Here is a 25326-nt window from a genome sequence, read left to right as displayed (position 1 = left end):
CTCCTGGCGCTATTCCGGCGAACTCCTGACGAGCTCGCTATCGGAAGTGCTTTGTTTCAAAGAGTTAGATCCACTGTTTCGACGAAACTGTGAATGATCTGCCGGGCATTCCAATGTTGCAAAGGGCCCGCCGGCGGGGCGAGCCCTCGGTGTTGACTGTGCTAGTCGTCGATCTTCTGCAGATGGCTCTCCAGGATCGGGCGCAGGTGCTTGTGCTGCTGCGGCAGCTTCAATGCCTCGCCGAGATGCGCAAGGTCCTCGTCGCGATCAAAGCCGGGCTCGTTGGTGGCAATCTCGAACAGCACGCCGCCCGGCGTACGGAAGTAGATCGCCCAGAAATAATCGCGATCGATGACCGGGGTCACCTGGTAGCCGGTGTCCATCAGGGCCTTGCGCACTTCGAGCTGCTTCTCGCGATTCTCGACGGCAAACGCGATATGGTGCACCGAACCGGCGCCCTGGGAAGCGCGACCGATATTCGGCATCGTCTCGAGGTCGATGACGCGGGCATCGTTGCCGCCGGGTACGATCAGGCGCGTGACCCCGTCCTTGCGGTCGAGTTCTTCGTAGCCCATGAACTTCAGGAGCTCGGCCGTTGCGCCCTCGTCGCGAAGGCGCAGTGCTGCGGAATGGAACCCGCGGATCGCATGATCAGCCGAGATGCCGCCTTCCGTCCATGGCGTACGCTGGTCGTCCTTGACCTCGACGAGGGCGAAGCCGTCGCCATCGGGACCGGCAAAGTTCAGGCGCTTCTCGCCGAAGGTCTCTTCATCCTTGAGACCGGTTACCCCCAATGTCGTCAGGCGATCTTTCCAAAAGCCGAGGGAGCCCTGCGGCACCGAGAAAACAGTCGTCCCGACTTCGCCGGTGCCGGCGCGGCCGCGCGGCATTTGCGGGAACGGAAAGTAGGTCATGACCGTGCCGGGCGTGCCGACCTCGTCGCCATAATAGAGGTGGTAGACATCGGGGGAATCGAAGTTGACCGTCTTCTTGACGCGGCGCAGGCCGAGCGACTTGGTGAAGAACAGATTGTTTTCGCGCGCATCGTCGGCCATCGAGGTGACGTGATGCAGACCCTTGATCTGATTGAGCATTGCCGTGATCCTTTCTCTCCGGCGCCACCGGGCGCTCCGTTGCGTCATAGATGCGCTCTTCCAGCCCGCAGCGAAAGCCGGCCACGGCCAAACGCATTGTCAACATTTCATTGACGGCGCCGGCTGCTCGTCAACAAGTACAGACCCGGCAGCGCTGCGCTTGTGACGCGTTGCGCCGATGCTTAAGATCACCGCGCGGCAAGTGGTCGCAAGCACGCGAGGAGGCGCGCGGACATTCTGTGAAATATCGCTTGGTCTCTGGATTGTTGCTGTTGCCGTTGCTTGCGGCGATATTGGCCTGGAAGGGCTATGCAGTCGCGACCGACGGCTATCTCCGCGAGGCGACCGCTCAGGCGACCACCGCTCTTAGGCTCGCCGTCACTGCACTCGACGGCCATCTCAATCGCTATCAGGCATTGCCTGCCCTGATCGCCGATCACGAGGATGTCCAGGAACTCGTTACCCGCCCGCGCGACCGGCGACTGCGGGAGGCGGTGAACGCCTATCTCAAAGACATCAACGGCCTGCTCCACTCCTCTGATATCTATGTGATCACACCGGACGGCGATACGATCGCGGCCAGCAATTATGACGGGCCGACGAGCTTCGTCGGCCAGAATTTCAGCTACCGCCCCTATTTCCAGGAAGCGCTTCGCGGACAGCAGTCGCGGTTTTATGCGCTTGGTACCACGTCGCTGAAGCGCGGCTACTATTTCGGCTCACCAATCCAGATCGGCGACGAAATCCGCGGCGTGATCGTCTTCAAAGTCGATGTCGAAAGCATCGAGGCCTCCTGGCAAGGCGGCGAATACAGGATCTTCGTTTCCGACCCCGAAGGCATCATCTTCATGTCCGGCGACCCGGACTGGCTCTATTCCTCCATCCTGCCGCTGACATCGGAGCGGCTCGCGCGCACCGAAGCCTCGAGGCGGTACGCCGACACCATCTTGCGACCGCTTCCTATTGCGGAGAGCAACTCGCCCGACCACCGCTTCATGACCGTCTCCTCCGACGGTTCAAGCCGCGAATATCTCGTGCTTTCGCAATATATGCCCGATGCCGATTGGACCGTGAACGTCCTGGTGGATACGGCCTCGGCCTACACGCAAGCGCTGACGACAGTCGCCGCCGCCCTTCTGTTGATCTGCCTCGCCGGCCTCGGCGTGGCCATTATCCTGCAACGGCGTGCCCGCCTCAACGAACGCATCTCGATGCAGGCGGAAGCGCAAGCGGAACTTGAACGCCGTGTCGACGAACGGACCGCCGACCTTGCGCGCGTCAATGCCCAGATCGAGGAGGAGATCGCCGAGCGCCGACTGACAGAACAGCAGTTGCGCCGGACCCAGGCCGATCTGATCCAGGCCGGCAAGCTGGCGGGCCTCGGGCAAATGTCCGCGGCGCTCTCGCATGAATTCAACCAGCCCCTTGCCGCCGCCAAGACCTATGCCGATAGCGCCGCACTGCTGATCGAACGGGGTCGCTCCGACGAGGCGAGCGATAATATCCGGCGTATTTCCGGGCTCGTCGATCGCATGGCGGCAATCAGCAAGCACCTGCGCAACTTCGCCCGCAAACCAAACGAGAAGCTTGGGCCGGTCCCGGTCGAGGAGGTGGTGCGCGATACGATGGAGATCGTTTCGGTTCGGCTGAAGGCCGCAGCGGCAAGCATCGACATCGACCTCGGCGAAGCACCGCTCGTCGTGCGCGCCGGCTCCGTCCGCTTGCAGCAGGTGCTTGTCAACATCATCTCCAATGCGGCCGATGCGGTCGAGGGGCTTGATGACCGGACCATTCGCCTTCGTGCCCGGCGGGAAGACGGCAAGGTGGTTCTGACGATCAGTGACCGGGGGCCGGGCATCCCCCCGGCGATTGCCGAACGCATCTTCGATCCGTTCTTTTCCACCAAGGGCGTCGGCAAGGGGCTGGGCCTCGGCCTCTCGATTTCCTATAACATTATCAAGGATTTCGGCGGCAGCCTTGTCGCCACCAATCTCGCGGAAGGTGGCGCCGAGTTCCGCATCGAACTCGCCATCGAAAACAACAATGCCCGGGAGGCTGCCGAATGATCGAGAGCCGGATCCTGCTCGTCGATGACGAAGAGGATATGCGCCATTCGAGTGCGCAAGCGCTGGAGCTCGCCGGTTTTCGCGTCGAGACCTTTGCGGCAGCCGAACGCGCCCTGGAATTCATCAGTTTCAGTTTTGCCGGTGTCGTGATCAGCGATATCCGGATGCCCGGCATGGATGGCATGACCCTTCTGCAGCGCGTCCGCGAGATCGATGCCGAGGTGCCGGTCATTCTCGTCACCGGCCACGGCGACGTACAGCTTGCCGTACGCGCGATGCGTGAGGGCGCCTATGATTTCGTTGAAAAACCTTTCGCAGCCCAGATGCTTGCCGGCACGATCCGCCGGGCGCTCGATTGGCGGACGCTGGTGCTCGAGAACAGGCGGCTGAAGGCAGTGGCCGGCAAACGTGACGACATTGAGCAGCGGCTTCCCGGCCGAAGCCAGGTCATGGTCGATCTGCGCTATCGTATCCGCGCGATCGGCGCCGCCGACGCCGACACACTGATCATCGGCGACACCGGCGTCGGCAAGGAGGTGCTCGCTCGCACGCTGCATGATCTCAGCGCCCGCGCCAACAGCCCGTTCATCGCCATCAACTGTGCGGCGCTGCCGGAAAATCTGATCGAAAGCGAGCTCTTCGGCCACGAGCCCGGTGCCTTCCCCGGCGCTATCCGACCGCGCTACGGCAAGTTCGAGCATGGTCGCGGCGGCACGATCCTGCTCGACGAAATCGGCTCGATGCCCTTCGATCTGCAGGCGAAATTTCTGCGCGTACTGCAGGAACGCGTCATCACCCGGCTCGGATCAAACGAAGTCGTGCCGTTGGACGTGCGCTTCATCGCCACCAGCAAGGTCGATCTTGAAAGGGAAGTTGCCGCAGGGCGCTTCCGGGCAGACCTGCTCTATCGCCTCAATGTCGCGACCCTTCGGGTTCCTTCGCTCGCTCAACGCCGTGCCGACATCCCGCTGCTCTTTCTGCAACTGGTCAGGGAATCCGCGGCCCGTTACGGCCGGGACGAGGTGGAGGTCTCGCAAGCCATGCTGGCGGAAATGGCAGAGCGCGACTGGCCGGGCAATGTGCGTGAACTGCGCAACGCCGCCGAGCGTCTGGTCCTCGGCCTAGATGCGGCGGCGCACGATGCCGCGAAGGAAGATAGCGGGCGACTTGCCGACAAGGTCGCCGCCTATGAGAAAAGCCTGATCGCCAGCGCCATTGCCGCCCATGGCGGTGCCCTGAAGCCGGTCTATGAATCGCTCGGCATCTCGCGCAAGACGCTCTACGAAAAGATGCAGAAGTTCGGGCTCGACAAGAAGCTCGTCGCCGCCGACTTCTCGACGGAAGGCGAACTCTGACCGAAGTCGGCGCGTAAACCGGAAAAGCCCAAATCGGCATAGGGGGCGATCGATGTGATCGCACCCCTGCCACACCACCCGGCATGCGGGTCCGCACCGGGCGGTTCGAGAGATTGAGGTTAGGCCTGTGTCGTTCCCGTTCCGTGGCGGGGGCTCGGCTTCGTCAAGATTGGAGCTCCGACGGGCTTCACCCGCTTGTTTCTCCAATCTCCCGGGCGCTCCCGGCATCTGACGCATGGCCTTGCTCATCCTCGGAGGAACTTCACTCTTTCTCGTTCGGCCCTTCGTTCGCGCCAAGGCGCTCCCTACTACCGCCTCTGCTGACTTCTCGCTCCGGCTCGACGCCGTCGCCCTTTCAGGCACAAGGCGAGATCTCCCCAGGTAAGAACGCATTCCTTCACTGCACGACCGCCGGATTTACGCCACCGACCCTTGGTCACGAGAGCTTCGCGGTTTGTTGCCGCTCGCCCTGCTCGGCATCGCCTCATATCCGGTTCTTGTTCATCGGCCCGCAGTTGCGATCCACGCTTCCTCCCCACGCTCGGTCACCCTCACGCAGTTGCGCTTCTCTTCGCTCGCCATGACCAGCTTACGGTGGGACTTCACCCACAAGAATGCGCCCATGCTGGGCGCACAACAGAAACAGGGACGCGATCGCTCGCGTCCCTGTCGATTAGCATGCCAGGCAAAGCCTAGACGTTGAAGGCTGCGCCGATCAGCGTCTTGGTGTAGGGCTGCTTCGGCGCCTCGAAGATCGCGTCGGTATGGCCTTCCTCGACGATCTTGCCGTTTTTCATGACGATCACGTAGTCCGACATCGCCTTCACCACCGAAAGATCGTGGCTGATGAAGATGTAGGAGAGCCCATACGAGCGCTGCAGGTCACGCAAAAGTTCGATCACCTGGCCCTGCACCGAGCGGTCGAGCGCCGACGTCGGCTCGTCGAGAATGACGACCTTCGGCTTCAGGATCATCGCGCGGGCAATGGCGATGCGTTGCCGCTGGCCGCCCGAGAACTCGTGCGGATAGCGGTTGCGCGACGCCGGATCGAGCCCCACTTCCTTCAGCGCCTCGGACGCCCGGCGGTCGCGCTCGGCACGGCTGAGCTCGGGCTCATGCACATAGAGACCTTCGGTGATGATCTCGCCGACGGTGCGGCGCGGTGAAAGCGAGCCGTAGGGATCCTGGAAGACGAGCTGCAGCGTGCGGCGTAGTGGCCGCATCTGCCCGCGATCGAAACCGGAAATATCCGTGGTTCCGAAGCGGTAGTGACCGCTGCTCGGCAGAAGCCGGAGAAGCGCGCGTCCGAGCGTCGACTTGCCCGAGCCGGACTCGCCGACGACACCGATCGTCTGTCCTTCCTTCAGGCGCAGGTTGACGCTGTCCACGGCGCGGAAGACCGACTTGCCGCCCCGGAACAGGCCACCGCCGATCTGGTAATCGACGCAGACGTCACGACCTTCGAGAATGATCGGCGCGCTGTCGGCCGGCGATGCCTTGCGACCGCTGGGTTCAGCGGCAAGCAGCATCTTCGTATAGTCGGCCTGCGGCCGTTCGAAGATGTCAGCCGTCGCGCCTCGCTCCACCACTTCGCCGCGGCGCATCACCGCAACGCTATCGGCGAAGTGCTTGACGATGCCGAGGTCGTGGGTGATCAGCACGATCGCCATGCCGAAGCGCTTCTGCAGCGATTTCAGCAGATCGAGGATCTGTGCCTGGATCGTCACGTCGAGCGCCGTCGTCGGCTCATCCGCAATCAAGAGATCCGGCTCGTTGGCAAGCGCCATGGCGATCATCACGCGCTGACGCTGACCGCCCGATAGCTCATGCGGATAGCTGTCGATACGGCGCCCCGGATCCGGGATGCCGACGAGCTCGAGCAGTTCGAGCACGCGGGCCCGCGCCTGTTTGAACGTGCCGCCACGGTGGTGCACGATCGGCTCGGCGATCTGGCGGCCGATCGGATAGAGCGGATCGAGCGAGGTCATCGGCTCCTGGAAGATCATGGTGACCTTCGCACCGCGCACCTGGTTGAGCGCCTTCGGCGGCAGCCCGACAAGCTCCTGGCCACGGTAGCGCGCCGAGCCTTCGACCTCACCGTTCTTGGCGAGCAGCCCCATGATCCCCATCATCGTCTGGCTTTTGCCGGAGCCGGACTCGCCGACGACGGCAAGCGTTTCGCCGGTACGGACATCGAGATCGATTCCCTTGACCGCTTCCACGGTACCGTCAGGCGTCGAGAAGTTTACCTTGAGGCCGCGCACGGCCAGGATGGTTTCCTTGGTATCTGCCATGTCAGCGATCCTTCGGGTCGAGCGCATCGCGCAGGCCGTCGCCAACGAAGTTCAGCGAGAACAGCGTCAGGACAAAGAAGATGGCCGGGAAGATCAAGAGCCACGGCGCCGACTGGATGTTGTTTGCGCCTTCCGAGATCAGCGCGCCCCAGCTCGTCAGCGGCGCCTGAACGCCAAGACCGAGGAAGGAGAGGAAGCTCTCGAGCAGGATCACCTTCGGCACGACGACGGTCACGAAGACGATGACCGGGCCGATCGTGTTGGGGATGATGTGCCGACGGATGATCTGCCAGTCTGTGAGGCCGAGTGCCTGCGCGGCGCCGACGAATTCGCGACGCTTGAGCGCCAGCGTCTGACCGCGCACGATGCGGGCCATGTCGAGCCATTCCACCGCGCCGATCACCAGGAAGATCAGGATGAATGAGCGGCCGAAGAACACCACGAGCACGACGACGAGGAAGACGAAGGGCAGAGAGTAGAGAATCTCCACCAGGCGCATCATGACGTTGTCGACGCGGCCGCCGATATAGCCCGATGTCGCGCCATAGACGACGCCGATGCCAAGCGAGACCAGGCTTGCGAGGAGACCGACGGCGATCGAGATCTGTCCGCCGAGCATGACGCGCACCAGAAGGTCGCGGCCGTTGGAATCGGTGCCGAACGGGAAGTATTCACGATCGACCTGACCGGTCACTTTCAGCGTCCGCCCATCGTCTTCAGTTGCGACCACTTGCGTGTCGCGGAATTCGTTGGCCCGGTCGAAGTAACGCGTTGCACGGGCGTCGATCGGCTGTTCGGAGGTGATGGTCGCGGTGAAGGTTTCACCCTCGACGTTGAACTCCTTGAGCGTGACACGAGCGCGGGTCGCCACACCTTCCATCACGTCCTGAAGCGTGGATGTATCGGGGCGCGGCTCGAGGCTCGGGCTGATCGACACGTAGGACGGAAAGACCTGATCGTAGGTGTGCGGGACGAACAGCGGCCCGAGGAACGAGAACAGTGCGATCAAGGCCAGCATGAAGCAGCCGGCCATGGCAGCGCGGTTGCGCCTAAAGCGCATGGCCGCGAGCTGAAAGAGACTTCGCCCCTTCGTTTCCGGTGTCGCCACCGGTGTCTGGACGATATCAGTCATGGCGAACCCTCGGATCGAGCAGGCCGTAGAGAATGTCGACCAGGAGATTGAAGACGATGACGAAGATGGCGACGAGGATGACCGTGCCCATCACCAGCGTGTAGTCGCGGTTGATGGCGCCGAGTACGAAATAGCGGCCGACACCTGGAATGGTAAAGATCGTCTCGACGACGGCGGAACCGGTCAGAAGCGCTGCTGCGCAAGGCGCGAGATAGGAGACGACCGGCAGCATCGCACCGCGCATGGCGTGGGTCACGACAACGGTGCGTGACGGCAGGCCATAGGCCTTGGCGGTTCGAATATGGTCGGTATGCAACGCCTCGATCATCGAGCCGCGCGTCAGGCGCGCGAAGACTGCGAGCTGCGGCAGCGCCAGCGCGATCATCGGCAGGATCAGGAAGCGCAGGGAACCATCGCCCCAGCCGCCGGCCGGCAGCCATGCGAGCACAATCGCAAAGACAAGCGTCAGCACCGGTCCAACGACGAAGTTCGGCACGGTGACGCCGATCGTCGAGAACGACATGATCGTGAAATCGAGGACGCTGTTCTGCCTAAGCGCCGCGATCGTACCAGCGGTTACACCGCCGATCAGCGCGACAAGAAGCGCGTAAAAGCCGAGCTCCATCGAATAGGGCAGACCTTTGCCGATCAGTTCGGCAACATTGTTGTCTTTATAGACATAGCTCGGGCCGAAGTCGCCGGTCACCGCATTGCTGAGATAGTGCGTGTATTGGCGCCAAAGCGGCTGGTCGAGCTGATACGTCTTCATCAGGTTCGCCATCGTCTGTGGCGGAAGAGGACGCTCGAGGTTGAAGGGGCCACCAGGGGCGAACCGCATCAGGAAGAAGGATATGGTGACGACGATAAACAAAGTCGGCACCGCACTCGCCAATCGGCGAAGGATGAAGGAAATCATGGACGTACTCCGGAGGCGACGCGCGGCCTGTCACCGCGCGTCGTTCCTGTTCGTTATTCGGCGATGCTCAGGAACTTGCTCAAGTGCTCGTTCGGCGCATTGTCCGCCCAGCCCTTGACGCGGCTGGCGACCAGCCACAGATCGGCCTGGGTCAGAAGCGGAGCGATCGGCTGTTCCTTCATCAGCAGCGCTTCGGCTTCATGCATCAGCTTCGAGCGAGCAGCCGGATCCTGCTCGTCGTAGGACTTCTTCATCAGGCCGTCGAATTCAGCGTTTTCGAAGTGGCCGTAGTTGAAGGTCTTGTTGGAGCCGACGCTGAGTGCCAGGAAGTTCTCTGCGTCCGCATAGTCCGCCTGCCAGCCGGCGCGGGCGACGTTGAACTTGCCGCCTTCCTGCAGGTAGGCGTAGTGCGAGGACACGTCGAGGTTCACCAGCGACACCTTGGCGCCGAAGGTGTTCTTCCACATGTCGGCGACAGCGGTCGCAACACGCTCGTGGTTCGGGTTGGTGTTGTAGCGCAGCTCGATTTCGAGCGGCTTGCCACCTTCGCCGTAGCCGGCCTCCTTCATCAGGGCGATCGCCTTGTCTTCGCGGTCGAGCTGCGACATCGAAGCGAACTCGGCCTTGGAGGGCTCACCGTAGCTTTCGATGCCCGGGGGAACCATCGAATAGGCGGGGAGCTGCGAGCCGGCATAGATTTCCTTGGCAAGGAAGTCGCGGTCTACGGCCATCGACAGGGCCTGGCGGACGCGCACGTCATTGTAAGGCGCCTGGCGGGTGTCGAAGGCATAGTAGTAGGTCGCAAGCGACGGCGAAACGTGGACCTGATCGTCATAGGACTTGCGCAGACGGTCGATCTGGTCGGCCGAGAAGTTGTAGACGAGGTCCATTTCCTTGGCTTCGAAGCGGCGAACAGAGGCAGCCTGGTCGTCGATCGGGTAGAAGATGACCTTGTCGAGCTTGACGTTGGCCACATCCCAGTAGTTGGCATTCTTGACGACGGTCAGGCTGTCGTTCGGAACGTGGGCGGTCAGCGTGAACGCGCCGTTGGAAACCATCACACCCGGCTTGACGAAGTCGTTGCCGTTCTTTTCGACGCTCGCTTTGCTGACCGGAAGTGCGGTCTGGTGCGCCAAGAGCTCCAGGAAGAACGGGGTCGGACGCTCGAGGGTGATTTCCACCGTCTTTTCATCGACCGCCTTCACGCCGAGCTGGTCGGTCGGCAGTTCGCCCTTGTTGACCTTTTCAGCATTCTTGATCGGGAAGAGAATGTTGGCATAGCCGGCTGCAGTCTTCGGATCCTCGACGCGACGGAAGGAGAAGACGAAGTCTTCTGCCGTCACCGGCGAACCGTCCGACCACTTCGCATCAGCGCGCAGCTTGAAGGTATAGACCGTACCGTCGTCCGAAAGCTCCCACGTTTCGGCCACACCGGGAATGATCTTGCCTGCGGCGTCATAAACCGTCAGGCCTTCGTAGAGGTCCTTGAGGATGAACGCCTCGATGTTGATCGACGTATGGGCCTGATCCAGGGTCTGCGGCTCACCCGCATTGCCGCGATGCAGGACAGCTTCGGCCAGCGCCGGGCTTGCTCCGATGAGCAGCGAGCCGATCAGCGCGGCAGCGCTAAGGTTGAGTTTCAGTGAAGCCATTTTGTTTCTCTCCTTCCCCTTGTTTTGGGTTTGTGATCGCAGGAGAGAAGTGCAAATCGTCCTTAAACGCAAGGCGGATTCTGCGGCTGTCTGCATCTTTATCTATAGGACAGAATTCCTTCTATCTCATAGGTTGTATTTCGTTTGCGATTCTTTTCGTCGCCTTTGCGACGGACATATGACGAAAGCAGGGCAATTTCGGGAAATCTCCTGCAACGTTTTAGGTCTGAAAATTTTATCGGCAAAACAAGGCCGGAGTCACCATCGAATCAAGCCTCGTGCAAAGTTTGTGAATTTCGCCGGCAGTTTACGTAATGTGCGCAAAGAATGGCGCCGTTCGCCGCAATCTTCTTGCGGCCCGTTCCCTTCCTGGCGACAGATCGTTTCCACCACGCACGCGACCGGCGTAGGGTGCAATGCGAAACAGACGCCCACTGGTTGCAATTGCGGCTCTTGCCTCCATCCCCTCACCGGCACCACCAGAAAGTGAAACCAGTTCACAGGAAGGGTGTTGCTTCCAGTCCACAGTAAAATCGATTGAAGCGACTTTCGACCTCTGGCAACCTGCCTTTTGCCCGGTTGTCAAACCACTTCGATGAACTATTGTGCGCCGGACTTCGGTGGGCGCGACCAATTCGCGTGTGCTGTCACGCCGCACGGAAATACCGGCCATCGCCTGCCTGCGATGATGTCCATGCGGCGCTTCAAGCCGGATTGTTTTTGTGGCGCACCGGAAAGGTTGCGCCAAGCACCAAGGGAGATAGCGAATGGCATTGATCACATTGCGGCAACTGCTCGACCATGCGGCGGAGAACGACTACGCGCTGCCGGCGTTCAATGTGAACAATCTCGAATACATTCAGGCCGTCATGCGCGCCGCCGATGCCACCGATTCCCCGGTGATCCTTCAGGCAAGCCGTGGCGCCCGTTCCTATGCGGGGGATGCGTTCCTGCGCCACCTAATCCTGGGCGCGGCGGAAGAATACCCGCATATCCCCGTCTGTCTGCACCTCGACCACGGCGACCAGCCGTCCACCTGCATCTCTGCGATCACCAACGGCTTCACCTCGGTCATGATGGACGGCTCGCTGGAAAAGGACGGCAAGACCGTCGCCAGCTATGAATACAACGTCGCAGTCACCGCAGAGGTCGTGAAGATCGCGCATGCGGCCGGCGTTTCGGTCGAAGGCGAACTCGGCTGCCTCGGCAACCTCGAAACCGGCGCAGGCGACAAGGAAGACGGCCACGGCTTCGAAGGCAAGCTGTCGCGCGAAGAACTTCTGACCGACCCGGACCAGGCGCTCGACTTCGTCACCAAGACCGGCGTCGACGCTCTGGCCGTTGCAATCGGCACCAGCCACGGCGCCTACAAGTTCACCCGCGAGCCCGATGGCGACATCCTGTCGATCGAAACGATCGCCAAGATCAACAAGAAGCTCCCGAACACGCACCTCGTGATGCACGGCTCTTCTTCCGTGCCGAAGGATCTGCAGGACCTGTTCAACACCTATGGCGGCAAGATGAAGCCGACCTGGGGCGTGCCGGTCTCGGAAATCCAGAAGGCGATCCCGCTCGGCGTGCGCAAGGTCAACATCGACACCGACCTGCGCCTCGCCATGACCGGCACGATCCGCAAGAACTTCGCCGAAAATCCGGAGAACTTCGATCCGCGCAACTACCTGAAGCCGGCCACCGCACTGATGACAGAGGTCTGCAAAGAGCGCTTCGAAGCCTTCCGCACCGCCGGCAAGGCATCGAAGATCCGCGCCCTGCGCCTGCCGGAAATGGCCAAGCGCTACGCGGCCGCCTGATTCCTGAGAACCCGCCCGCTTTCCGCTTAAGGCATTGAGACCACGGGAAGCGGGCGGCCCATTCCCACGAAAGACAAATCGACGCGCGGCCCGTGACCAGACGGCCGCGCGTCGATTGCGTTTCGATCATCGAAAGCTGGGAGTGGCCAAGCGACCGGAGGCAGCGCCGACAGGACCCTCAAGCCCGCCGCTCTTCCACGGTTTCGTGCTCATAAAGCTGGTCCATGGTCAGGCTGGCGACGTCGGCGAAAGGTGCCTGGCTTTTCACCTGACCGCCACCGAGGATGACGACCTCGTCGCAAAACGAGATCGTGCTGCGGTGATGGCTGATGACGATCGTCGTGCGGCGTCCCGCTCTCGACTTCAACGTCTCGACGATGGCCGCTTCCGATAGCCCGTCGACCGCGTTGGTGGCTTCGTCCAGGATCAGGATATCCGGATCGCGCACCAGGGCCCTGGCGAGCGCCACCCGCTGCCGCTGCCCTGCCGAGAGGCTGGCGCCTCGATAGCCGACGACGGTTTGATAGCCCTGCGGCAAGCCTACGATGAAGCCATGCGCTTCGGCCATCCTGGCCGCATGCTCCACTTCGGCTACTGTGGTTTCCTCCCGGCCATAGGTAATGTTCTCCAGGATCGTCCCATCAACGAGTTCCAGATCCTGGCTCGCAAGCGCAATCCGGCTTCGCCATTGCACCGGGTCGATCCGGTTCAGCGGGACACCATCGACCAGAATGTTCCCCTCGTCCGGCTCGACGAAGCGGCATAGCAGATTGACGATCGTCGTCTTGCCGGCACCGGACCGGCCAATAAGCGCCGTCGAACGGCCGCCGCGGATTTCGAATGCTGCCGACTGCAGCACGACGTCACGGGAATCGGCGTTCGGATAGCGGAAACTGACGTCGTCAAATCTCAGTTGCCGTCGCAATCCGCTGAAGGGCTCCCTTCCCTCCGGCGGCCTTGGCTTGTCGGACGGATCCAGCAGCCAGCGCACCTCCTCCAGCGAACCGCTCCATCCCTGGATCTGGCTCCAGGACATTTGCAGTGCACGCATATGCGGCTGCAAGCGGTAGAGCAGGACCACGAAGGCGACGATGACGGGAAAGATAACGCCGACAGACCAGGCGCCGACGACCACGGCCAGGAAGAGCGCGGAGTGGAGCGTCTCTGTCAGCGGCGGCAGCAGGCCTTGGCGGGCCTGTAGCGTGAACGCTGCGCGCCGAACGGCATCCGACGCTCCATCGAACGCGACCTTTTCCCGCGCCTCCTGGCCGAATATCCGTATCAAGCGGCCGGCGTGAACCAGATGGAGCATGCGCGCCGCCAGTTCGCCGTTGAAGGCGGTGACATCGCGGCTCGGGGCTTTAAGCGTTGCGGACAGGACATAATGCAGGAGCTGGACCAGGACGAGGCCGAGCGCGACGAACAAGGTCATCTGCCAGGACAAAAGCAGAAGGAACGCGAGCAGGATGATGGCGGCCGAGCCATTCACCAACGCCGCAAGCACCGTTTGCACCGCATCGGAAGCCCGCCAGGACTCGTTTGAAATGATGTTGAGCAATCGCCCCGGATTCTCCTTCATCAAGAAGGGATAGCCGACCTTGAGGAGCTGAGACGACAGAGCGCCGCGGATCGAATGGCCCGCCTTGCCGTAAATGAAGGTCGCAAGCACCGTATTGGCGAAAGCCAGGACGTTCTTGAGAGAAATCAGGGCAAAGGCGGCAGCCGCGATGACGATCAGCCGCTGACGGTCGTCCATGCCCGATCCAACTTGCTGGAAGAGAGCGGAGATGCCGCTCAACGCCGCCGGGTCCTGATTGCCGGCGATGATTCCCAGCATCGGAATAATGAGGCCGATCCCGACGCCCTCCAGTGCCGCACTGCAAAGGCCGAGGATCGTCACGACCGGAAGCAGACGCAACTGGCCACCCAATGCATTGCGCAGCAGCTGCAGGCTCGGCAGGAGGATACGGAACATGATGGCGTCTCCTCAGCCCTGGAGTTGTTCTTCGGCCCGCTGCTCGACTTGGCCCGCCGTCCGTGCGGCGACGAACAGACGGAGGAACTTCAGAGCGCCAAGCAGGTTCATCAAGGCAATCGGCCAGTGAGAGAGGTGCAACACGGGGTCAAACCGGGGGCCACCGAAGATTTCCGCGCAGGCAGACCGGAGGGTCCAACAGAAATGCCGCAGCAGCCATGGCGCGGTGCGGATGTGTTTCACGCAGAGTGCGCCATTGCCGAAGCTATAGTTGCGATGAAGCGTCTCGATGGTCGTGCGGGCACGGCGGCCGTGGTGATGGAAGACGGCCATATCGGGAACATATTCGACCGGAATGCCGAGCCGATAGGCGCGCACCAGATAGTCCGTGTCTTCGGCCGAACGCAGCGGGGCGCCGGCACCGAAACGTTCGTCGAAAGCACCGATCCGCAGTGCGACCTCCCGCTGCATCGTCATGTTGCAGCCCAAGATGAAGCCACCCGGATGAACATCACTGGTCAAACGTTCGCGTGCGCTCGACCGCTTGATCGTGAAGGGCAGGTCGCTGGCGTCTCCGAGCTCGACGCGGCCACCGCGGATGATCGCGCCTTCGCCACCTGCGTAGTGGCGCTCCAGGTCGCGCAGATAGTTCGCGTCGACTTCGCAATCGTCGTCGATGAAGATCAAGATGCAGCCGCGGGCGCGTGCCATGGCCGCGTTGCGCGCAGCAGCGAGCCCCGGCCGTCTCTCGACCACGTGCGTGACAGTCAGCGGTGATGCGGCGATAATCCGAGCAATTCGCTCCGGCGTGTCATCGGTCGATCCGTTGTCAACGACAACCAATTCCGACCGGACGGCAGCATGGACACCACAAACCGTCTCGATCGATCGGATGCAGGTCTCGAGCGCCTCGGCGCGGTTGCGCGTGCAGACGATAAAGCTTGCGAAAGGCGCCTCGCGTGACGTAGGCGCCAACGCGGCTGAGGTCTCCGCCACGCCGCTCCGCTCCATCGCATTCCACTTCAAGCCTTCGACGGTCATGCTAGTGCATCCCTTCGGCTGGAAGCACGCTCGCCGCCGGTACGGAACGCAGATATCGCGACAAAGCGTCCAGCCGGCTGGTGGCCGCCAATGACAGGCGGCTGCACCACGGGGCACGGGCTCCCGTGATAAGGCCATATCGTTCCCGACGACGAATGAGCCCCCATTTGTCCGTCTGCGTCAAAAACGCATGGGTGAGTTCCGGCCGCCGTTCGTCGCTGACGAGCTGATAGAGAAAATAGAAGAGATTCAACGTGCCCGCCTCGTAGCCCGCGCGGGTTTGCGGAGGAAGCGCCGAGACCCTCTCCTCGAGTGAACGGATGCACCCGGCCGCTTGCCGGATCGTTTCGGACGTCAGCGCAAGCCCGATATCGTTCAAGACGCCGGGATTGTGACAAAGACCTTCGCGCTCGAGGTTTTCGGCAACGATCGCCAGATGCGTGCGGCGCATCTGGCGCTTGTGCGTATTGGTCACGCTGTTGCCGTGGATGCGGTAAGCGATCAGCGCCTCGTCGATCATCTTCGCGGGATAACGGTCGGTGACACGCCGGAAGAGATCAAAATCCTCCGCATGCACATAATGCGCGTCGTAGCTCAGCATATCCTGCGGGATGACGTGCCTGTTGTAGACGACGGTCGAGTGGATGAAGATCGTGAAGAACTTCGACAATGCCCTGAGGCTTGCCGGCTGATAGATCGGATTGGGCGTGCCGCGGATGATGCGGTCGCCAAGGAGCGTGTCGATGCCCGTGCCGCAGAGTGCGAGCTCCGGCTGCTCAACGAACGACGACACCTGGCGCGACAGTCGCGACGGATAGGAAATGTCGTCGGCATCCATCCGGGCGATGAGATCGCCTTTCGCCAGGGCGAGGCCCTCGTTCAAGGTTGCGATCAGCCCGCGATTTTCGCGGGAGACGATGGTAATGCGACCGTCCGCTTGCTGATAGCGCCGCATGATTTCCAGCGAGCGATCGTGCGAACCGTCGTCGATAGCGATGATCTCGAGCCGCTGGTGGTCCTGCCTCAGGATGCTCTCGAGCGCCGCACCGAGATAGGGCTCGGCATTGTAGACGGGCAACAGGACGGAAACCAACGGAACGGTCATGGGCAACCTCGAACGTTATTGCAGATCTGACGCCTGAAGCGTCTTTCCCCGGGCGCAGGAAGCACCTGCCCCCGGAAGGTAAACAGGGCGCAGCCCCTCGTCGGTTTGCCCGAGAAGCCAATCGTCGGCTTGCGCCGTGCTCATCGGGGCGGCGCCGAAGCCGCTGTTCGGGCGCACATAGGGGAAATGCCGTTTCAGGGCATTGAGCGGCTTTTCGAATGCGGACCAGGAGAGACCAGCCACGATCAATGTGACGGAGCCGGCGACGAGCAAGCGCCCAGGCCCCTGCTCGGCAACGTTGATCGGTATCCACGCCTGCGCCTTGACGACCAGCGCAAGCACAACGGGATGAAACAGATAAACGCCATAGCTGACGCGCCCGAGCGCGGTCAGCGGCTGAAGTTCGAGCAGCCTGCCGACCCGACCGCCAAAGCCGGTGGAAGCACGCCCCACCAGCATCGCAAGCGGGACGAGCGGAAGGGCTTCGAGACCGATCCAGACGAGCCAATCGAGCACCGGTCCCATCGCCGTCACGCGGGCCCAAAGGAGCGCAAGGGACACGACGGAAAGCGGCAGCCAACTGATCGTCATCCACCGCGGCCAAGACATGGTCGTCGAACGGTGGACGGCGAGGAGCGCTCCCGCCGCCAGTGCATCCATCGAGGCGGGCGGCAACAGGTCGCGCGCAAGCGACGGTTCTCCCGTCAGCGGCCAATAGAAGCGGTAGGCCAGCGAAGCGGCGATCACGCCGACGCAAAGCCGCCCAAGCAGATGGCGCGGCGTCAGCAGAATGAGCAACGGCCAGACGATGTAGAATTGCTCTTCAATGCTCAGGCTCCAGGTGTGACAGAGCACCCACGGTGTCCATGCATCCCTCAGCGCATACCAGAAGTTCGAGAAGTAGAGCGCATGCCAGACCCAGCCTTCCCTGGCGCCTTCCAGGTTAACCAGCCACAGGACGCCCAGCATGGCAAAATAGGGTGGAAAGATGCGCAGGGCGCGACGCGCGTAGAAGGACTTGAGAGCCGTCACCGGCTCGAACTGAGCGGCGGAACGGGCGTCGAGCAGTAGCCGTGTGATCAGAAAGCCGCTGAGAACAAAGAACAGCCGCACGCCGATGTGTCCCCAATGGGAATCGTCCGCGGCAAAAAAATGCGCGTACAGTACCATTGAAACGGCAGCGGCTCGCAACCCGTCCAACTGACGGTCGCGCATATTCGGCATTGAACATCCCCTCGGAGTTTCGACCCTTGCAGGCCTCGTTCCTTGTGGAGCCAACTCTCTGGTCAGCTACGATTTTTGCCGCGAGGTTGCCATTTGCTTCGAAAGAAGCGTGAAAGGTCTGGTCGTCGCACTATGCGTTGAAGGCGGCCCTTAAAAATCTAGGGTCGAATAGGGGCCAAACTTTGACCTCTGGTTAGCAACGAGCCGTGGCGCCAACTAGACAAATGAGTATTGGGACGCCGACGAGTCCGACCGTCGCCGCGCACCAATGTCGCAAACCTTTGTTTTGCTTGAGCCTCGCGGTTTAGAACGTCGGGGGCGTGTTGACCCAAAGCAACACGGTTTCGCCGTCGTGCCGGTTCGACCAGGCATGACGCCTTTTGCTCTCAAAGTAGAGCGAGTCCCCTACGCTGAGGTCATAGAACTGGTCGCTGTCGAGAATGAACTCAACGCGGCCGGAGAGGACGTAGACGAATTCCTCACCCTCATGCCGATAGGCGCCCTCGCTGGAAGCGCCTGGCTCCAGCACGAAGCGGTGACAGTCCATCTGGTTGCGGCCATCGGCGAGCAGTTGCACGGTGACGCCCGGCGTCGTGCGCGGCCAGGTCCGCCATTCGCCCGCCCGCACCACGGCGCGTGCATCCGCCTCCCCCTCACCCGAAAGGCTGGAAACGGTCGTTCCGAAATATTCGGCAATGTTATGAAGCACCGCCACCGAAACGCCCTGCGAGGTGCGCTCCAGCGTCGAAAGCACCGATGCGGCGATGCCGATCTCGCCGGCCACCTGCTCCAGGGTCTTGCCGGCCGCATGCCTCAGGCTCCTGAGCTTGCGTCCCACCTGGTTGTCGGTGCCGTCACTGGTCGTCGTTCCGCTGTGGTCTTCCGCGGCACCTTCTGCTTCGAGCGCCTCGCGGATCGCCGCCGGATTGAGGCCGCGTTCCGCGCGAAACCAGGCGATGCGCTTCAACCGGGCAAGATCGCTCTCGGTATATTGCCGATGCCCCGTCGGCGAGCGCTCAGGCACAACAAGCCCTTGCGTCTCCCACAGCCTCAGCGTCGAAGCGGAAACCCCCGCCAGACGCGCCGCTTCGGCAACCTTGTAGCGCACCGCGCCCATTCTCCGTTTCCTTCACTAACCGTCGGCGTCAACACGAATCCGTGCCGTGCCGAAGTGCCGCCAACCTTAGCCGTCGCGATCGAGATCTGACAAGAACGACACATCAGCGCCCGTGTTGTCTCGATCACCAAATTTGATTTGCAATCGACAGTGAAAGGTGTACCACTTCCAGAATAAACTTGCAGAAAAAATGCAATATATTAACTCCAGATGTGACAGGAACGCGCCATGACCAGCCTTACCGACCGCAAGAACGCCGCCATCTCCCGTGGCGTCGGCATGACCACCCAGATCTATGCCGATCGTGCGGAAAACTCGGAAATCTGGGACAAGGAAGGCAATCGCTACATCGACTTCGCCTCCGGCATTGCGGTCGTCAATACCGGGCATCGCCACCCGAAGGTCATCGAAGCGGTCAAAGCCCAGATCGATCGCTTCACGCATACCTGCCATCAGGTTGTCCCTTACGAATCCTACGTGCACCTCGCCGAGCGCCTGAACGCACTGACGCCCGGCGACTTCGCCAAGAAGACGATCTTCGTGACCACCGGTGCCGAGGCTGTCGAAAACGCCGTCAAGATCGCCCGCGCTTCGACCGGGCGTCAGGCGGTCATCGCCTTTACCGGCGGCTTCCACGGCCGGACCTTCATGGGCATGGCGCTCACCGGCAAGGTCGTTCCCTACAAGGTCGGCTTTGGCGCGATGCCGGGCGACGTCTTCCACGCCCCCTTCCCGATCGAGTTGCACGGCATCACCGTCGAACAATCGCTCACGGCGCTGAAGAAGCTCTTCGCCGCCGACGTCGATCCGGGCCGCGTCGCCGCCATCATCCTGGAGCCGGTGCAGGGCGAAGGCGGCTTCTACCCCGCTCCCACCGCCTTCATGAAGGCGCTGCGCGAGATCTGCGACCAGCACGGCATCCTGCTCATTGCCGACGAAGTGCAGACCGGCTTTGCGCGTACCGGCAAGATGTTCGCAATGGAGCACCACGACGTCGCACCCGATCTCATCACCATGGCAAAGAGCCTCGCCGGCGGCTTCCCGCTGGCCGCCGTCACCGGCCGCGCCGAGGTCATGGATGCGCCGGCCCCCGGCGGCCTTGGCGGCACCTATGGTGGCAATCCGCTCGGCATTGCGGCTGCGCATGCGGTGCTTGATGTCATCGCCGAGGAGAAGCTGTGCGAACGCGCCGAACAACTCGGTGGCCGCCTCAAGCAGCGCCTCGCCGCCATCCGCGAGCAGGCACCGCAGATCGCCGACATCCGTGGCCCCGGCTTCATGAACGCCGTCGAGTTCAACGACGTGAAGACTAACCTGCCGAGCGCCGACTTCGCCAACAAGGTGCGGCTGATCGCTCTGGAAAAAGGCCTGATCCTCTTGACCTGCGGCGTGCACGGCAACGTCATTCGTTTCCTGGCGCCGATCACCATCCAGGACGAAGTCTTCGCCGAAGCGCTCGACATTCTCGAAGCGTCGATCCTCGCGGCGCGCGGTTGACGCCCGACCGGGCGACCGCTAACCCGGTTGCCCGGTGCATAATTCCTTGGATCGGGATCGACTTAGGGACAAAATTATGCAGCAATTCAAAGGACTACAGCGGCGATCTTAGCGCGTCTTGAAAAACGCGCCGCACTGTGGGTGCCGTGCGCCAATTCAGGCGCGCAAAGCTCGGGTGCCGGCGTCGATCGGTACTCGCAAGAACAAGCAAAAGCGGGCCTGCCGCCTCGCGGCGGGCCATCGCCGGAGGATGCCCGCCAATGACTTTGACCCCCGCCTTGACCAAGCACTTGCGCGCCGCCGAACTGTTCGCGCCGCTTCCCGCAATAGCACATGCCGCCAAAGGCTGGACCGGCGCAACCTTCGACGTCTTCAATCCGTCTACCGGCGAACTGCTGGCAACCCTCCCGGACATGGGCATCGAAGAGGCCCATGTGGCGATCGAGGCTGCCGCAAGGGCGCAAATCCTCTGGGCGGCAAAACCTGCCAAGGACCGAAGCGCCGTGCTTCGGCGCTGGCATGACCTGATCGTCGAATACGCCGACGATCTCGCCGCCATCCTGACGGCCGAGATGGGCAAGCCGATCGCCGAATCGAAGGGTGAGGTGCTGCACGCAGCTGCCTATGTCGAATGGTATGCGGAAGAGGCGAAGCGCATCTATGGCGAGACCTTCCCGGCACCGGCAAACGACCGCCGCATGCTCGTCATCAAGCAGCCCGTCGGCGTCGTCGGCACCATCACGCCCTGGAACTTCCCGGCCTCGATGGTGGCACGGAAGATCTCGCCGGCGCTTGCCGCCGGCTGCGCCATCGTGCTGAAGCCCGCCGAACAAACCCCGCTCGTTGCCGGCGCCATGTTCGTGCTCGCCGAAAAGGCCGGCTTCCCCGCGGGTGTCGTCAACCTCATCTATGCCGCGGAAGGTGCCGCGATCGGACGCGAACTCTGCAGCAATCCGAAGGTCCGCAAGATCAGCTTCACCGGCTCGACCGAAGTCGGGCGGCTGTTGATGCGACAATGCTCCGACCAGATCAAGAAGGTCAGCCTGGAGCTCGGCGGCAACGCCCCCTTCATCGTCTTCGACGACGCCGACATCGATGAGGCAGTGGATGGCGCAATCCAGGCGAAGTTCCGCAATGCCGGCCAGACCTGCGTCTCGGCCAACCGCATCTATGTGCAATCGGGCGTGCATGACGTCTTTGCCGAGAAATTCGTCCGGCGCGTCGCCGAATTGAGCGTTGGCGACGGCTTCGCCACGGGCATCACCATCGGCCCGATGATCGACAAGCACGCGATCGAGAAGATCGAGGCCCATGTCGCCGACGCCGTTGCCAAAGGTGCCAAGGTGCGCGCCGGCGGCCACCGGATCGGTACGTCAGGCACCTTCTTCGAGCCGACCGTCCTCACCGGCATTTCGACCGACATGCGCGTTGCTCAGGAAGAGACCTTCGGTCCGATCGCCCCGATCATCCGCTTCGAAACGGCCGAGCAGGTGATCGCCGAGGCCAACGACACGATCTACGGTCTCGCGGCATACTTCTATGCCGAGAACCTGAAGCGGGTCTGGCATGTGGCCGAGGCACTGGAATACGGCATGGTCGGCATCAACACCGGCCGCATGTCCTCGGAAGCCGCCCCCTTCGGCGGCATCAAGCAATCGGGCATCGGCCGCGAAGGCTCACGCCACGGGCTCGAAGACTATCTCGAGATGAAATATCTCTGCATGGGCAACATCTGACCCATGCAGACCTTGCGCTTTAAGATGACACTGACTTCGTCATTAGGATCTGAACTGGGGCGTAAAAACGTGTGGCACAGGCGGCAAGTGCCGCGAGTAGGTCTCCCCATGAAGAATCTACCTTGCAATTCTGGAACTAAACTCCATAAATGCAAGGATGATCGAGCGGCAGATAACCACTACGCTAACAGACCTCATCGACACCAACGCTGCGGTGGCACTCATTGGGCCGCGCCAGGTTGGGAAGACCACGCTTGCACTTGCGATCGCTAAGCAGCGTCCATCGATCTATCTTGATCTCGAATCCGAGGCAGATCGGGCCAAGCTCAGCGAACCAGAGCTCTATCTTGAGCAACACATGGACAAGCTGGTAATCCTTGACGAAGTCCACCGGTTGCCGAACCTCTTTCAAAACCTGCGTGGCCTGCTCGATCGCGGCCGAAGATCTGGCAGACGATCTGGACAGTATCTGCTGCTAGGCTCCGCATCGATCGATCTACTGAAGCAAACTGGCGAGACCCTCGCTGGCCGCATTGCCTATTTGGAAATGCACCCGATCAACGGCCTGGAAGTTCCGGAGACGGATATCAACGCACTTTGGGTGCGCGGGGGATTTCCTGACAGTTTCCTTGCCGCGAGTGACCGGGCCAGCCATCGCTGGAGGCAAGATTTCATCCGAACATACCTCGAGCGAGACATCCCGCAATTTGGTCCCCGCATCCCGGCCGAGACGCTTAGGCGCTTCTGGACGATGCTTGCGCATCACCAGTCGAGCCTCCTCAACGCTGCGGATTTTGCCCGCGCGTTGGGCGTCGACGGCAAGACCGTGGCGAATTACCTCGACCTACTTGTTGATCTCCTGTTAGTCAGACGGTTGGTACCCTGGCACTCCAATTTCGGTAAGCGCCTCGTCAAGTCGCCCCGCGTATACGTCCGCGACAGCGGGATTGCCCATACGCTTCTAGGACTGACAAACCAAGAACAGGTCCTTGGCCACCCCGTGGCGGGCGCCAGTTGGGAAGGCTTTGTCATAGAAACGCTTTCTGGAGTCCTGCCCTACGGCACTCAAATGAACTTCTACCGTACGGCAGCCGGCGCCGAAATCGATCTCCTGATAACGCCCGCGGGTCGGCGTCCGTGGGCAATCGAGATCAAACGCAGCCTCACCCCAAAACTCGAAAAGGGCTTCTACCTCGCTTGTGAGGCAATAGATCCCGAACGACGGCTTGTCATATATCCTGGCTCGGGAGTATTTCCACTAAGCCATAACGTCGAGGCAATGCCGCTCGCTGCCGCTGGAAAGCTATTGCGTGATCTTGCTTGACTCCGTCTAAGCAAGCGGCGCCTTCCTGCGCCGACCATCAGAGCAGCCCGAAGTTCATCCAGCGATGATCTTGACTCTGCGCTTCTTCCTGCAAACCGGCAAGGCTTGGGCAGATATTGCTCCCAGCTTTCCGGCCACCGATCCAGATTGCCTACCGGACCAGCCAGCCGCCGTCGACGGGTAACACCGTTCCGGTGACATAGCGGGAGGCAGGCGCGGCAAAGAAGAGCACGGCCGTTGCCAGGTCGTCCGGTGTCCCCCAGCGCCCCATCGGAATTCGGGCGGAGATCTGCGCGTTACGATCAGGATCGTTGCGTAGCGCCTCGGTATTGTCGGTCGCCATGTAGCCCGGCGCTATCGCATTGACGGTAATTTCGTGCCGCGCCAACTCGTTGGCCATGGCCTTAGTGAGGCCGGCAATTCCGTGCTTCGAGGCGGCATAGGCCGGCACGCGGATGCCGCCCTGGAAGGTCAGCATCGAGGCGACATTGACGATCCGGCCTTCCCGCCCGGTTTCCACCATGTGTCGCGCAACGGCCTGCGACAGCAGAAAAGCTGCCTTCAGGTTGACGTCGAGCACACTGTCCCAATCCTCCTCGCGATAATCGAGCAGGTCGGCGCGGCGAATGATGCCGGCATTGTTGACGAGGATGTCAATGCCGCCGAGGGCGGCGACAATCTCGGCAATGGTTGCGCTCGCATCGAAGCGCTTGGAGAGGTCGACCGTCAGTTCGTGGAAGCGCACGCCCGCTTCGCGGACCAGCGCCGCCGTCTCGGGCATCGGCGAGGAACCGAGGGCGGCGATATCGGCGCCGGCGCGTGCCAGTGCGAGCGCCATGCCCTGGCCAAGGCCAGTTCGGGCGCCGGTAACGAGGGCGGTCTTGCCGGTGAGATCAAACAGCGCGTTCAAGGCGAAGCCCCTTGTCGTTGAAGAGATGGATGGGGGCGGCGGCCAGCGACAACCTGATATCGACGCCGGGTGCCAGGTCATGCTGGCCGGGTGCGACGACCAGCAGCTTCTGACCGGCGACATCAGCGTGCAGCACGGTTTCGGAACCAAGCGCCTCGACGAGGCGTATCTTCGCCGGGATGCTGTTTTCGCCGGCATCAAGCGTGACGTGCTGGGGTCGAACGCCGAGGGTGATCGGCGCGCCGGTTGTGATCGCGGCCCCGTCGATCGGAACCTGCAGTCGGTGACCGCCCTTCAGCGTCGCGACAGCCGAGCCGGAACCGGCGGCTTCGAGCGTACCTTCAAGGAAGTTCATGTGCGGCGAGCCGATGAAGCCGGCAACGAAACGGTTTGCAGGCCTGTTGTAGAGTTCGAGCGGCGTGCCGATCTGCTCGATGCGGCCGGCACGCAAGACGACGATGCGGTCGGCGAGCGTCATCGCCTCGACCTGGTCGTGCGTCACATAGATCATCGTCGCCGAGAGCCGTGCATGCAGGGCCGCAAGCTCTGCGCGGGTGGAGCCGCGCAGCTCGGCGTCGAGGTTCGACAACGGTTCGTCGAGCAGGAAGGCGACCGGGCGACGAACAATGGCGCGACCGATTGCGACGCGCTGGCGCTGGCCGCCCGAGAGCTGCCCGGGGCGGCGCTCGAGATAGGCTTCGATCTCCAGCATGCGCGCGGCTTCCGCGATGCGCTCGGCGATTTCCGCCTTCGGCATCCGGGTGTTTTCGAGGCCGAAGGCGAGGTTTTGGCGCACGCTCATATGCGGATAGAGCGCATAGGACTGGAACACCATGGCAAGGCCGCGGTCGGCGGCCGGTACGTCGTTGACCACCTTGCCGTCGATCGAAAGCTCGCCACCGGTCGGCTTTTCCAATCCGGCGATCATGCGCAGAAGCGTGGACTTGCCGCAGCCGGATGGGCCGACGAAGACCACGAACTCACCGTCCTTGATCTCCAGGTTGATGTCATGAAGCACGTCGACGGCGCCGAACGACTTGGTCACATTGGTAAGCTTGATGTGGCCCATGGGTGCCC

18 protein-coding genes are annotated in these 25326 nt (G+C 62.0%); 6 read left to right on the top strand and 12 right to left on the bottom strand.

Annotated elements, in window-relative coordinates:
- Window positions 1–161: 161 nt before the first annotated feature.
- Window positions 162–1094, bottom strand: coding sequence for a VOC family protein (locus QM996_RS22255; RefSeq protein ID WP_247959652.1), 933 nt, complete (start codon window positions 1092–1094; stop codon window positions 162–164).
- Window positions 1095–1333: 239 nt separating this feature from the next.
- Here QM996_RS22255 and QM996_RS22250 point away from each other — a divergent pair, with 239 nt between their 5' ends.
- The gene (locus QM996_RS22250) at window positions 1334–3160 is read left to right on the top strand and encodes a sensor histidine kinase (RefSeq protein ID WP_334198218.1); all 1827 of its coding nucleotides are present in this window, start codon (window positions 1334–1336) and stop codon (window positions 3158–3160) included.
- The gene (locus QM996_RS22245) at window positions 3157–4515 is read left to right on the top strand and encodes a sigma-54-dependent transcriptional regulator (protein ID WP_334198217.1); all 1359 of its coding nucleotides are present in this window, start codon (window positions 3157–3159) and stop codon (window positions 4513–4515) included. Before QM996_RS22250 ends, QM996_RS22245 begins: the two co-directional genes overlap by 4 nt.
- Window positions 4516–5207: 692 nt before the next feature.
- Here QM996_RS22245 and QM996_RS22240 read toward each other — a convergent pair.
- Genes QM996_RS22240 through QM996_RS22225 form a run of 4 tightly spaced genes read right to left on the bottom strand, consistent with a single transcriptional unit; the run spans window position 5208 to window position 10509 of the window.
- Window positions 5208–6809 (bottom strand): ABC transporter ATP-binding protein, encoded by a 1602-nt coding sequence (locus tag QM996_RS22240; RefSeq protein WP_334198216.1) that lies wholly within the window; start codon window positions 6807–6809, stop codon window positions 5208–5210.
- 1 nt (window position 6810) lies between these two features.
- Window positions 6811–7941, bottom strand: coding sequence for an ABC transporter permease (locus QM996_RS22235; RefSeq protein WP_334198215.1), 1131 nt, complete (start codon window positions 7939–7941; stop codon window positions 6811–6813).
- A complete protein-coding gene (gene oppB / locus QM996_RS22230; RefSeq protein WP_247959647.1) occupies window positions 7934–8857 on the bottom strand; it encodes an oligopeptide ABC transporter permease OppB in 924 nt (307 codons plus the stop codon). The genes QM996_RS22235 and oppB overlap by 8 nt, the downstream gene beginning before the upstream one ends.
- Window positions 8858–8910: 53 nt before the next feature.
- Window positions 8911–10509 (bottom strand): peptide ABC transporter substrate-binding protein, encoded by a 1599-nt coding sequence (locus tag QM996_RS22225; RefSeq protein WP_334198214.1) that lies wholly within the window; start codon window positions 10507–10509, stop codon window positions 8911–8913.
- A gap of 767 nt (window positions 10510–11276) precedes the next feature.
- On the opposite strand from QM996_RS22225, the gene fba reads away from it, so the two are divergent.
- A complete protein-coding gene (gene fba / locus QM996_RS22220; protein ID WP_334198213.1) occupies window positions 11277–12320 on the top strand; it encodes a class II fructose-bisphosphate aldolase in 1044 nt (347 codons plus the stop codon).
- A gap of 178 nt (window positions 12321–12498) precedes the next feature.
- Here the strand turns inward: fba and QM996_RS22215 are convergent, their stop codons facing one another.
- From QM996_RS22215 to QM996_RS22195, 5 genes are all read right to left on the bottom strand, one after another.
- The gene (locus tag QM996_RS22215) at window positions 12499–14295 is read right to left on the bottom strand and encodes an ABC transporter ATP-binding protein (protein ID WP_334198212.1); all 1797 of its coding nucleotides are present in this window, start codon (window positions 14293–14295) and stop codon (window positions 12499–12501) included.
- Window positions 14296–14307: 12 nt separating this feature from the next.
- A complete protein-coding gene (locus QM996_RS22210) occupies window positions 14308–15306 on the bottom strand; it encodes a glycosyltransferase family 2 protein (RefSeq protein ID WP_334198760.1) in 999 nt (332 codons plus the stop codon).
- Window positions 15307–15337: 31 nt separating this feature from the next.
- The gene (locus tag QM996_RS22205; protein ID WP_334198211.1) at window positions 15338–16441 is read right to left on the bottom strand and encodes a glycosyltransferase family 2 protein; all 1104 of its coding nucleotides are present in this window, start codon (window positions 16439–16441) and stop codon (window positions 15338–15340) included.
- 15 nt (window positions 16442–16456) lie between these two features.
- A complete protein-coding gene (locus QM996_RS22200) occupies window positions 16457–17665 on the bottom strand; it encodes an acyltransferase family protein (RefSeq protein WP_334198210.1) in 1209 nt (402 codons plus the stop codon).
- Window positions 17666–17969: 304 nt separating this feature from the next.
- Window positions 17970–18782 carry a MerR family transcriptional regulator gene (locus QM996_RS22195; RefSeq protein ID WP_334198209.1) on the bottom strand — a complete coding sequence of 271 codons (813 nt, stop codon included), beginning with the start codon at window positions 18780–18782 and terminating at the stop codon, window positions 17970–17972.
- A 228-nt stretch (window positions 18783–19010) separates the two neighbouring features.
- On the opposite strand from QM996_RS22195, the gene QM996_RS22190 reads away from it, so the two are divergent.
- From QM996_RS22190 to QM996_RS22180, 3 genes are all read left to right on the top strand, one after another.
- Entirely contained in the window at window positions 19011–20279 is a 1269-nt protein-coding gene (locus QM996_RS22190) for a 4-aminobutyrate--2-oxoglutarate transaminase (protein WP_334198208.1), read from the top strand.
- Window positions 20280–20539: 260 nt separating this feature from the next.
- The gene (locus tag QM996_RS22185) at window positions 20540–22015 is read left to right on the top strand and encodes an NAD-dependent succinate-semialdehyde dehydrogenase (protein ID WP_334198207.1); all 1476 of its coding nucleotides are present in this window, start codon (window positions 20540–20542) and stop codon (window positions 22013–22015) included.
- Window positions 22016–22172: 157 nt separating this feature from the next.
- On the top strand, window positions 22173–23339 hold the full coding sequence (locus QM996_RS22180) for an ATP-binding protein (protein ID WP_334198206.1): 1167 nt from the start codon (window positions 22173–22175) through the stop codon (window positions 23337–23339).
- A gap of 151 nt (window positions 23340–23490) precedes the next feature.
- Here the strand turns inward: QM996_RS22180 and kduD are convergent, their stop codons facing one another.
- Together kduD and QM996_RS22170 are read right to left on the bottom strand one after the other, a co-directional pair.
- Window positions 23491–24249: a 2-dehydro-3-deoxy-D-gluconate 5-dehydrogenase KduD gene (gene kduD / locus QM996_RS22175; protein ID WP_334198205.1), complete on the bottom strand. Its 759-nt coding sequence runs from the start codon at window positions 24247–24249 to the stop codon at window positions 23491–23493.
- A complete protein-coding gene (locus tag QM996_RS22170; RefSeq protein WP_334198204.1) occupies window positions 24233–25318 on the bottom strand; it encodes an ABC transporter ATP-binding protein in 1086 nt (361 codons plus the stop codon). Before QM996_RS22170 ends, kduD begins: the two co-directional genes overlap by 17 nt.
- Window positions 25319–25326: the final 8 nt, after the last annotated feature.

It is taken from the genome of Sinorhizobium chiapasense, assembly GCF_045277575.1.
Taxonomy (GTDB): domain Bacteria; phylum Pseudomonadota; class Alphaproteobacteria; order Rhizobiales; family Rhizobiaceae; genus Ensifer; species Ensifer chiapasense_A.
Note: the sequence above shows the minus strand (reverse complement) of the source record. Positions and strands in the feature narration are given on the sequence as shown.